Annotated in this window: 12 protein-coding genes; 2 read left to right on the forward strand and 10 right to left on the reverse strand. The window is 72.9% G+C overall.

The annotated features are described in order from the left end of the window. Positions 1-215 precede the first annotated feature (215 nt). From VF092_20085 to VF092_20100, 4 genes are all read right to left on the reverse strand, one after another. Positions 216-977, reverse strand: coding sequence for a metallophosphoesterase family protein (locus tag VF092_20085; protein HEX6749602.1), 762 nt, complete (start codon positions 975-977; stop codon positions 216-218). Then, a complete protein-coding gene (gene arsN2, locus VF092_20090; GenBank protein HEX6749603.1) occupies positions 962-1,426 on the reverse strand; it encodes an arsenic resistance N-acetyltransferase ArsN2 in 465 nt (154 codons plus the stop codon). Before arsN2 ends, VF092_20085 begins: the two co-directional genes overlap by 16 nt. A 209-nt stretch (positions 1,427-1,635) precedes the next feature. Further along, the gene (locus VF092_20095; protein ID HEX6749604.1) at positions 1,636-2,517 is read right to left on the reverse strand and encodes an arsenite methyltransferase; all 882 of its coding nucleotides are present in this window, start codon (positions 2,515-2,517) and stop codon (positions 1,636-1,638) included. A 71-nt stretch (positions 2,518-2,588) separates the two neighbouring features. Continuing rightward, entirely contained in the window at positions 2,589-2,915 is a 327-nt protein-coding gene (locus VF092_20100; protein ID HEX6749605.1) for a metalloregulator ArsR/SmtB family transcription factor, read from the reverse strand. Between the two features lie 186 nt (positions 2,916-3,101). Here VF092_20100 and VF092_20105 point away from each other — a divergent pair, with 186 nt between their 5' ends. After that, entirely contained in the window at positions 3,102-3,668 is a 567-nt protein-coding gene (locus tag VF092_20105) for a hypothetical protein (GenBank protein HEX6749606.1), read from the forward strand. 93 nt (positions 3,669-3,761) lie between these two features. Beyond that, entirely contained in the window at positions 3,762-4,604 is an 843-nt protein-coding gene (locus VF092_20110; protein HEX6749607.1) for a L,D-transpeptidase, read from the forward strand. 98 nt (positions 4,605-4,702) lie between these two features. On the opposite strand, the gene VF092_20115 is transcribed toward VF092_20110, so the two are convergent. From VF092_20115 to VF092_20140, 6 genes are all read right to left on the reverse strand, one after another. Further along, the gene (locus VF092_20115; protein HEX6749608.1) at positions 4,703-6,529 is read right to left on the reverse strand and encodes an ABC transporter ATP-binding protein; all 1,827 of its coding nucleotides are present in this window, start codon (positions 6,527-6,529) and stop codon (positions 4,703-4,705) included. Continuing rightward, positions 6,526-7,695 carry a nucleotidyltransferase family protein gene (locus VF092_20120; protein HEX6749609.1) on the reverse strand — a complete coding sequence of 390 codons (1,170 nt, stop codon included), beginning with the start codon at positions 7,693-7,695 and terminating at the stop codon, positions 6,526-6,528. Before VF092_20120 ends, VF092_20115 begins: the two co-directional genes overlap by 4 nt. Further along, positions 7,695-8,837 (reverse strand): 50S ribosomal protein L11 methyltransferase, encoded by a 1,143-nt coding sequence (locus VF092_20125; protein ID HEX6749610.1) that lies wholly within the window; start codon positions 8,835-8,837, stop codon positions 7,695-7,697. The genes VF092_20120 and VF092_20125 overlap by 1 nt, the downstream gene beginning before the upstream one ends. Continuing rightward, complete coding sequence (locus tag VF092_20130) at positions 8,830-9,804, reverse strand: hypothetical protein (GenBank protein ID HEX6749611.1); 975 nt, start codon at positions 9,802-9,804, stop codon at positions 8,830-8,832. The genes VF092_20125 and VF092_20130 overlap by 8 nt, the downstream gene beginning before the upstream one ends. 53 nt (positions 9,805-9,857) lie before the next feature. Next, a complete protein-coding gene (locus VF092_20135; protein HEX6749612.1) occupies positions 9,858-9,989 on the reverse strand; it encodes a hypothetical protein in 132 nt (43 codons plus the stop codon). A gap of 23 nt (positions 9,990-10,012) precedes the next feature. Beyond that, positions 10,013-10,822 (reverse strand): asparagine synthase-related protein (locus VF092_20140; protein HEX6749613.1); only part of this gene is annotated, 810 nt, incomplete at its 5' end.

Consider the following 10,822-nt stretch of genomic DNA (forward strand, 5'->3'; position numbering starts at 1 on the left):
CCTGTTGCTGAGTCAATGCACATCGAAAATCCGTGTACAACAGAAAATCGGTGAATCCAGTGTTTTGAGCGCGAAAAACCCAGGATTGGCGCCAATCCTGGGTCTCGCATGTAGCCGGAACTGTCGAACGCCTGCGCAGAGCAGCAGAGGCAGCAGAGAACTCATCTCCGCTGCCTCTGCTGCTCTGCGTGAGCCTTCTTTTCCTTGAGACAATATCAGACGGCGATTTCCTGCCGGCCGCCCGTGCGCAGGTACTCGGCGAAGGCGTGGGGGAGCGTGCTCGCGCGGATCGCCTCCATCGCCTGCTCGACGTCGTACTCCACGCGGACGAACTCGACCTCGGACGAGCCGTCTTCCACGTCGAGCAGGACGTAGCCGGCGCGCCAGTCGCCGTCCTTGGGGCGGCCGACTGAGCCGGTGTTCACCAGGCGGATGCCGTCGACCACGCGCGTCCACGGCTTGTGCGTGTGGCCGAAGCAGATCACGTCGCCGGGGCGGGCGCCCGCGTGCGCGGCCATCTTCCGCGCGAAGGCGTCGTCGCGGTCCTCCGTCCAGTAGAGCGTGTTCAGCGTGGGCGTGCCGTGGACCAGGACGACGCGCGGCCCCGGCGCGTGCCCGCCACCCGGCCGCACGTCGATGCGGAAGGGGAGGGTACCCAGGAACGCGCGCGTCTCCTCGCTCACCTGGGCGCGCGTCCAGGCGTAGCTCTCGTGCGACTGCGCCTCCTGCACGGGATCCTCGTAGCGGCACCCGCAGTGCGGTGCGCCCGCGGCCACCGTCGAGTCGTAGTTCCCCGCCACGCCCGCGATCTCCGCCGCGCGGATGCGGGCCACCACCTCGTTCGGCCACGGCGCGTACCCCACCAGGTCGCCGAGGTGGTAGACCGCATCCACGTCCGCACGACCGCCGATGTCGGCCAGGACGGCGTCGAGCGCGGGGAGATTGGCGTGGACGTCGGAGATCAGGGCGTAGCGCACGGGGTCTCGCGCAGGCGCAGGACCATCACCGCGGCGGTCGAGGGGCAGACGGAGGCGAACTGCAGCGATCCGCGCACCGCCTCGGGCACCTCGGCGCGCTCCACGGGAGCGAACCCGAGCCTGGGGAAATATCCCGCCGCCGTGTTGGTCATCAGGTAGACCTCGCACAGCCCGCGCGCATCGGCCCAGGCCAGCCGCTCGCGGGTGAGCGCCGCGCCCAGCCCGCGCCCCTGCCACTCCGGGTCGACGGCCACGGAGCGCAGCAGCCCCGCATCTCCATACACCTCCACCCCGGCCGCGCCGACAACGCGCCCGCCCGACTCGGCCACGGCGTATGCATCGCCGAACTGCTCGTCGAGCCCGTCCGGTGGCAGGCTCGTGCGCCGCAGCAGGGCATCGACGACGTCGTAGTCGTCAGGCCCCGCGGGGCGGATCGTGTAGTCGGTCATGATTGATTCTCCCGTTCGGAACGGCGGATATCCCACAGGCGGGTAAACCCGCGGCTCGAACATTGGGAAGCCTGCTGCGCAGGCTGTGCGGAGGCGGCTTCCGAGCGAATCCCCGGCGCCTCCGCGAGGGCCTTATCTCCTGAAGCCCGCGCAGTTTGCGGGCTTTCCAACGTTCCAGACGCGGGTTTCCCCGCCCGTCTCCGGCTCGATCACCCGCAGCAGCCCGGCGCGCAGCAGGCCGCCTCGCCCGCCGACGTACCCGCGGCGACGAGCGCCGGCTTGCGCGCGCGGACGAAGGCGCTGGCCACGCGGCCGTCCACCGCCTCGGCCACCGCGGCGACGTCCACCCCGGCGCCCTCGAGGAAGGCGCGCGCGTCGTCGATACTGTAGACGCGCGTGGGCTCGATGTCGACCTCCTCGAATCCCGTCTCCTCCAGCAGGCGCCGGAACTCGCCCTCCTCCAGCGCGCCGGCCACGCACCCCACCCACAGCTCCATGCTGCGCCGCACCTCCGCCGGTACCTCGCCGCGCACGACCACGTCGCTCACCGCGAAGCGGCCGCCGGGCTTCAGCACGCGGAACGCCTCGGCCAGCACGCGCCGCTTGTCGCCGCTGAGGTTGATCACGCAGTTGGAGATGATCACGTCCACCGAGTCGTCGGGGAGCGGGATCTCCTCGATGTGCCCCTTCAGGAACTCGACGTTCTCCACCCCCGCCCGGCGCTGGTTCTCGCGCGCCAGCGCCAGCATCTCGTCAGTCATGTCGAGCCCGTACGCCTTCCCCGTGGGCCCCACGCGCCGCGCGGAGAGGAGGACGTCGATCCCGCCGCCCGAGCCCAGGTCCAGCACCGTCTCGCCCTCGCCGAGCTCCGCCAGCGCCGTGGGGTTGCCGCAGCCGAGCGATGCCAGAACCGCCTCGGCGGGGATGCCGGTGGTCTCGCCGTCGCTGTACAGGTCGCGCGTGATCGGGTCGTCGCCCCCGCACGAGGCCGACGCGCCGCAGCAGCCGTTCGCCTCGCCCGCCATCACCCGCAGCGCGGCCTGCCCGTAGCGCTGGCGCACCGTCTCGCGGATCGTCTCGTTCGCTCCCATCACTCACCTCCCCGTTTGGCTCGCATCAATTTATGTTGATGCGAGAGATGAAAAAAAGGGGGATGCGGCCCTCAGCGGCAGCATCCCTCGGACGATGACCACGCCTCCTCGCTCGGCAGCAGCGACTGCGCCGTGGCGGAGATCTCCTCCAGCGCGCCGGGCACCAGAGAGTAGTACACCCAGCGCCCCGCGCGGCGGTCGGAGACCAGCCCCGCCTCGCGCAGCGTGCGCAGGTGGAACGACAGCCGCGACTGCGCGGCGTCGAGCGCGCCGGTCAGCTCGCAGACGCAGCGCTCGCCTCGCGACAGCATGCGCACGATCTCCAGCCGCGTCTCGTCGCTGAGCGCGTGGAAGAGGCGGGCGGTCCGGGCCAGGTCGGCGGGCGTCGTCGTGATCATGAGATCAACATAACTAGTTTTGTTGATGTGTCAACTGGTCCCAAGGCACGGAGCAGTTTGGAAAAGCCTTGTAGATCTGCGACGCTGTGAGCCACGGTGGGCGTGGAGATTGCGGCGGACCCCGCCCCACCCGGGATTGGACAAAATGCGCCCGGGAACGCCCCATCCCCGAACGGAGGGAGTACGATGACGCTCACTCGCACCCTGCCGGTGGCCGCGCTGGCCGCCGTGCTGGCTCTGGCCGCGCAGCAGGCCGGCGCGCAGGTCACCACCACCACCACCCCGCGGGACACCACGCCCGCCGTCCAGCAGCAGCCGGTGACCACCCCGACGCAGGACCAGAACGCCACCACCACCCCGACGCCGACGACGACCGACCGGGCGGTGACGACCCCGCCGACCACGACCAACCAGAGCAACATGGCTGGTCAGAACAACCTGAACACCACCACCAACCAGGACCTGAACACCAACAACGGCGTGAGCGCCGGCAGCGGCTCGATGAACCCGCCGGCGATGTCGACCACCAACGCCTGCAACAACAGCAACGCGCTCGACCGGCCGGACTGCTCCACCGGGCTGGTGCGGCCCAGCAGCGATATGAACGCCACCGGCCGGACCCGGATGCGTGTCGGCAAGGACAACATGGACAACATGAACCATGACGACATGAACAACAACACGACCACGACGACGCCGGCACCCACGACGCCCGCGCCGACGACTCCGCCGGCGCCCACGACGCCGCTCTGATCCACCGCAGGAGCGAACGCACGGGCTGCCGCGGTGGAAGCTCCGCCGCGGCAGCCGTTCGCTTCGACGGGCCCGAGATCTATGATGCGCAGCATGCCCCGAATCCTCGTCTCCGCCGCCGCCCTCGCGCTGGGCGTCCTCGCCGCGTCCGCGCGGGCGCAGCAGCCCGCGACGTCCACGCGTGTCGGTTCGGCAACCGCGTCCGCGGCGGCGCCATCGGCCCCCGCGCGCCCCGCTGGCGACAGCGCGCGCAGCGACTGGCGGACCGGGCTGGTGCGCGATCCTCCCGCGCCGACGGTGGAGGACGCGGCGATGCGGCGTGCGGCGTTCCGCGCGGGCGGCCGGCGCGTGGTGATCTCGCTGGCCGAGCGGCGGCTGTGGTACATGGACGGGGGAGACACCGTCTACACCGCGCCCGTGGCGGTGGGGAAGGGGACGCGGCTGGAGTACGGGTCGCGCGCGTGGCGATTCGCCACACCGCGGGGCGTGCGGCGGGTGGAGGACAAGCGCCCGAACCCGGTGTGGACGCCGCCCGACTGGCACTACGCCGAGATCGCGCGCGACAGCGGGTGGGCGCTGCGGCGGCTGGAGCGCGGCGCGCCCGTGCGCCTGGCCGACGGCGGTCGCCTGCTGGTGCGCGGCGACCGCGTGATCTACCAGCCCGCGGCCGGCGGGGAGGAGATCATCCCCGAGGACGAGGAGATCATCTTCGACCGCACCATCTTCGTGCCCCCGATGGACACGCGGAACCGGCGCATCGAGGGCGAGCTGGGGGCCTATGCGCTGAGCATGGGCGGGGGATACCTGCTGCACGGCACGCCGCACAAGGACTCGATCGGCCAGGCCGCCACGCACGGCTGCATCCGCCTGGGCGACGAGGCGATCGAGTACCTCTTCCGCACCGTGTCGATCGGGACGCCGGTGTACATCTTCTGAGAAGAAGAGGATCACGCGGAGGCGCGGAGGACGCGGAGAACTCACCCCGGCGATGAGTTCTCCGCTGTTCTCCGCGCCTCCGCGTGAGACTTTGTAGTTCAGGATCCCGGGTCCTGCGCCTCCGCCTCCTGGCTGCGCCAGAGCGCGCGGAAGCGGCCGGCGGGGCGAGCCATCAGCTCCGCCCAGGCGCCGGACTCGACCAGGCGGCCGGCCTCCATCACGTGGATCGCGTCGGCGTCGCGGACACTGGACAGGCGGTGGGTGATCAGCAGGATGGTGACCCGCCCCTGCAGCGCGGCGATGGCGTCGCGGATGCGGCGCTCGTTCTCGGTGTCGAGCGCGCTGGTGGCCTCGTCGAGGATGAGCAGCGCGGGGCGGCGCAGGAGCGCGCGGGCCAGCGCCAGCCGCTGCCGCTCGCCGCCGGACAGGCGCACGCCGCGGTCGCCGATCACCGTCTCCATTCCCTGCGGCAGCGCGGCGACGAAGCCGTCCGCCGCAGCCTGCCGCAGCGCCTCGCGCAGCTCCTCTTCGGCCGCGTCCGGGTGCGCCCAGAGCAGGTTCTGGCGGACGGTGTCGTGGAAGAGCACGGTGTCCTGCGCCACGTACCCGATCCCCTCGCGCCACCCCCGCATCCATCCCTCGTCCAGCACCCGCTCGTCGACGACGACGCGGCCGGACGCGGGCGGGACGAGCCCCATCACCAGGTCGGCCACCGTCGTCTTCCCCGAGCCGCTGGGCCCCACGATGGCGGTCGTGCGCCGCGCGGGGATCCACAGGTCCACCCCCGAGACGGCGTCGCGCCCCACCGCGGGGTAGGCGAAGGTGACGCCCTCGAAGCGGATCCCTTCGGCCAGCGTGTGCACGGGCACGCCGGCGGAGAGGCGCTCGCGCTCCGCCTCCAGCGCGGCGATGCGGCGCGTGACGAGCTCGTACGAGGGGAGGTCGTGCACCAGCATCTGGTGCTGCTGCTGCAGGTTCTGCAGCCGGGGGACGAGGCGGAAGAAGATGAAGGCCAGCACCAGCGTGGCCGTTCCGGGGAGCTCCAGCAGCGCCACGGAGACCCAGGTCACGAGCCCCAGCAGCAGCGCCGAGCCCACGGTGAATAGCGCGCGCGAGTCCGCATACAGGCGGCTGGCGCGCTGCTGCACGTCGGCCGCGTGCTGCGCGGCGGCACCGAAGAGGGCCACGTTGCGCTCCTCGGCGCCGTAGCTCTTCACCGTCTTCATGCTCTGCAGGTGCTCGGTCGCCGCCGCCGTCATCTCGCCGTGCGCGCGCGACAGCCCCTCGCCCTGGCGGCGCACGGAGCGCGAGTAGCCGCGCAGCGCCGCCATCAGCAGCACCCCCGACGCCGCGGCCACCAGCGACGCGCCCGCGGAGACGCGCAGCGCCAGCGCGAAGTACGCGAGCGAGACCAGCGCGTAGGTGGCGATGGAGAGGAGGTACGAGGCCGCGTGCGCCGCCCGGTCGCATTCCAGCGTGAGCGCCTGCAGCAGGTCCGACGAGCGCGTGCGGGTGAAGTGCAGCCAGCGCGCTCCGGCAACGGCCGCGTACAGCCGGCGGCGGATGCGGAGCGCCACCTCCAGCTCCAGCCGCAGCGCCGCCAGCCCTTGCGCGCGGTAGGTCAGCGCCTGCGCGGTGGTGACGGCGACGAAGAGGGCCAGCACGGGGAGGAGCGTCGGCCGCAGCCCGAAGAACGCCAGCGCGCGGTGCGCCACCCGGGCGATCCCCGCCGCCGAGCCGGCGGGCGCGGGAAGGCCGACGGCGGTGAGCAGTGGCACCAGCATCACCACGCCCGCGGCCTCGAAGGCGGCGGAGGCCAGCGACAGCGCCAGCGCGCCCGCGGTGCCCCGCGGGTCCAGCCGCCAGAGCTCGGCCGCCAGCGCGCGCACCCTTCCGGCCGGCGGCGGCCCGGGCTCGGCGCTCATCCGCCGCGCCTCGCGTGGCGCAGCAGGAGCCGCACCGGCCGCAGCACGCGGTAGAGGGGAAAGAGCGCGTCGGGGAGACGGGCCCAGCGCCAGTCCTCCGGCGACGGGCCGAAGAGCCAGCGTCCCACGTATCGCGCCCGGTCCGCCGCGTCGTCGCGCGCGCGGAGGTTGAAGCGCAGGTTCGCCACCGTCTCCTCGCCCTCCGCCCCATCGTCGAGCATCCGCCGCTCCGCCTCGTCGACGAGCTCGGGGAGATGCGCGTCGGCTTCGATCTCCCGCGCCACCGCGGGCGGCAACGGCGCGTCCACCAGGCGCCGCGCGAGCGCGAGCCCGAGCAGGGTCGTGCGCCGCGCGCGCACCTCCGCCGCGCGCGCGAGCACGGCCGCCGGGTCGGTCCCGCCGCGAAGGAGTGCGGCGAGCGCGGCCAGCCACTCCAGCCGCTTCCAGCGATGCTTCGCCCCGTGCACGCAGGCCACCAGCACGGCATCCTCGTCGGCCAGCGTCCGCACGGGCGCGCCGCCGACGGGGACGGATTGGGCGCGCCGCATCAGCATCTCCGTCTCGATCGGCATGCAGAAGCGCTCCGACGACACACGCGCGTGCAGCTCCACCAGGCGTCCGGTGTCGCGATGGAGAAGCTGGTAGTCCCCATCGACGCGCCGGAAGTAGCGCTCCTGCGCGGGGGTGAGGTCGAGCGCCGGCTCGTATCCGGCCGCCGCGAGCACCTCCAGCGCGCGGGGGACGTCGCCGGGAAGGACGAGGAGATCGAGGTCGATGAAGCCACGGAGCGCGAGATCGCCGTACGCCTGCACGGCCAGCGCGGGTCCCTTGTACGCCAGCGCGGGAACGCCCGCGTCCTCCAGTGCTGCCGACAGCCGCCGCAGCTCCGCGGCCAGCGAGAGCGCGCGATGCACCTCCGCGCGGTTGCGGGCGCGCAGCTCCGCCATCGCCTCCGCGGGGAGCGGCGCGTCGGCCAGGTAGCGGTAGAGCAGCGGGATCATCCGGTGGCGAGCGGCGAGGTCGAACAGCCGCGGCCAGTCGATCTCCGTCGCGGCGAGTGCGTCCACCTCGCGCGGGTCGGCCAGCGCGGCGGCGCGAAGGAGCACGCCGCGCGCGGTGAGCGCCAATGGCGCCACGTCTATGCCCGTCCGCTCGTCGATCGCCATCACTCCGCGAACTGCTCGGAGAAGGTGCCCACGCGCGCCAGCGCCGCCTCCCAGCTCTCGAATCGCCCCGGGAAGCGCTCCATCACCGCGCGCGCGATCTCGCCCGTGCTCGCGCCGCCGTCCATGGCCGCGAGGATGAACGCGCCGATCTCGCCATCGCCGTGCAGGTGCGGGACGAAGGAATCGGCGCGCTTACGCAGCCGGTCGAGCGAGGGCGTGCTGGCGAAGAAGGTCGACTGGCGGAAGGAGAGCGGGGGCTGGCCCTCCCGCTGTATCTCCGTGTTCCAGAACCACATGTACTCGCCGCCCAGGTGGCGCGCCTGCAGCTCGGCGCGCACGCGCTCGCCCTCCGCCAGGACGACGGGCTCGGGGAAGGGGAAGAACGCCGTCTGGTAGATGCTGGTGTTCCCCGGCCCCGAGTCGAAGCCGATCCCGTCCGCCAGTTCGGCGCGGAACCACACGCCCAGCCCGTGCGCTGTCCCCGCGCGCGCGGCCGTCCATTCCGCGCCGCCGGCGACGTCCGCGCTGGTGATCGAACGGTAGTCCATCCTCGCCCACTCGCGCGCCTCGCCCAGCATCTGCGCGGGGTCGAAGGTGCTGCGCAGCCACTGGTTTACCGCCAACCGCCGCGCCGCGCCCAGGGTGATCCCCATCACCTCCGCCGGCCCGGCGAGGTCGTTCCAGAGCTCCTCCGCTTCCAGCGGCGCGGCCATGAGAACGTCCATCCGCGGCACGAGCGCGCCACCGGGCGCCAGCAATCGGGTCCGCGCGTCCGCCATCGTCCCCACGATCTCCTGGAACGGGGGGAGGATGCCACGCAGGTCGGAGACGATCACGTCGGCGCGCTCCGGAAGGGTCACGCGCGTGGAGACGTCCTGGATGAACTCCACGCGGTCCGCCACGCCGTTCTCCGCCGCCAACTCGCGCGCAACGCGGACGAGGTCGGTCGGGTCGATGCCGTATACCTTCCGCGCGCCCAGCTTCGCCGCGAGGAGCGCGAAGAACCCCGTCCCCGTGCCGATGTCGAGCACCACGGAGCCGGGGCGGACGAGCGCCTCGAGCGCGCGGCAGTACGGCTCCAGGCGCGTGCGGTCCGCCAGCATGCGGCCATAGCTGACGATGCTGTACGTCGTCTCAGCCATCCCCACCACCCGCGTGAGTCCCCGCCGCGCGCGCCTCCAGCAGCGCGCAGAGCTCGCCCAGCCGCGCCGGATCCGCGTGCGCCACCGCGCGGAACACGGGCACCTCGCGCGCCAGCCGCGCGTACAGCGCCAGGTCGCGCGCCTGCGCGGCGAGATCGGGGAGCCATCCCATGTACGTGTTGGCGACGAGGGTGAGCACCGCATCCGCCGGCCGCATCGGCTCGAGCCGCGGCGCGTACTCCGTCTCCCGTCCCCCCAGCACCGCGATTGCGGCGACGGGGAGCGCGCCGGCGTGGAAGGCGTCGCCGCCCTCCGCGAGGTCGAGGTAGCGCTTGTCCCAGTTGGGCGTGAGCGGGGGGAGGCGGGACTCGTCGCCATACAGCGCGCGCACGGCGTCGGGCCACAGGCGCAGGTGCGGATACGCCGCGCGCACGGCGATGCGATCCGAAGACGCCTCCAGCGCGGCGACGTCGTCCGCCAGGACTTTCCCCCCCCGCGCCGCGAACGCCGCCGCGGTGGTCGACTTTCCCGCGCCCGCCGGGCCGCACACCAGCAGCGCCCCGGCTTCCGTGGCGATGGCGCTCGCGTGTACGCAGGCCGCGCCGCGCAGCCGGAGGACGAGGCCGCAGACGGGGCCGAGGAGGTAGGTGCAGGCGTCTTCCAGCGTCAGCGGCGCCTGCCAGGTGCAGCCGACCTGCGTCCCTTTCGCGTCGACGGTGAACTCGGTGTCGTCCGCATAGCGCAGGCGCAGCCATCCCCCGTCCGCGCTGCGGAAGGCGGCCATGGTCGGCTCGCCCTGCGCCGTCTCGCGGTCCGCCACGTACCAGGGGGTGGAGATGGACGACGGGTCGGCGGGGTGCGCGCCGATGGACAGGCGCAGCTCCGCCGGGCCCGCGTCCGGCTCGGCGCGCAGCCCCGGGAGCGGGTGATCGGATTCGGCGGACAGCCCGTAGAGATGGTAGCGCAAGCGGATGGGAAAGCGGCGGCGGGGAGAGGGCCGTCGCGGGCGACGGGGCGGCGTCAGGTCATCGAGGCGGAGCCGGTACCCTTGTCGTTCATGTTGGTGGTCACGCTCGACTGCGTAACCACCGCTGCGTCGCCGTACACCTTGAGCGCGGGCCTGGCGTAGCCCGCCTTCGCTTCGTCCGGCATCCGTTCCTCGCAGGGTGGGGAGATCACTTCGAGCCAGGCGAGCGCAGCCAGAGCGAGAGCGCCAGCGGCCGCAGCTGCGTCCACAGCGGCGCGTCGTCCGCCGGCCCGCGCCCGCCGACGGTGCGCGACACCTGCGCGGGGTCGACGTACGCCTCGACCTCCGGGCCCAGCGTGCGGCCGCCGAGCCACGCGTCGCCGTCCCGCTCGTGCCGCGCCAGGAGCGGGTCGCCGGGGAGGGGAGACTTGGGGCGGCGGAGGACGGGATCCGGCAGCAGCCCCTTCATCCCCACTCGCAGCAAACCCTTGTCATTATACCACTGTGCGGGGGGAACGGAAAGCAGGAACCGAACGAGCCGCACGTCGAAGAACGGGTGCCGCTGCTCCAGCGGAACGCCGGTGAAGCCGGGGTCCTGGTAGGCGAAGAGGTAGGGCCAGAGCGGCGCCACCAGCTGGTCGTACGCTTCCGGCCGGGTGGGATGCTCCGGCGGCATGGCCGCGTTCTGCGCCGCCACCCGCTCCTCGATCGCCACGCGGCGCGCGAAGTCCCCATCGAGCCACGTCGGCACCTCCACCGCGGACTGCAGCCGCGCGCCGCGCGTTCGGCGCCACGTGCGGATGCCGGGGCGGGGGATACGGCGGTGCAGCCACGCGTACTCGCCCGCCTCCCACGCGGCGCGCAGCAGGTGCCCGGTCATGGCCAGGCGCGCCAGGCGCGAGCGGGTCTCGCGCAGCACCGCGTCGCCGCCGAAGCCGGTCAGCAGCACGGGCGCGTGGGCCCGCGCGAGGTCCCACTGGTCCGCCTCGATGGCCATCAGCGCGCTGTCCACCGGCTC

The sequence above is a fragment of the Longimicrobium sp. genome, from assembly GCA_036377595.1.
Classification (GTDB): domain Bacteria; phylum Gemmatimonadota; class Gemmatimonadetes; order Longimicrobiales; family Longimicrobiaceae; genus Longimicrobium.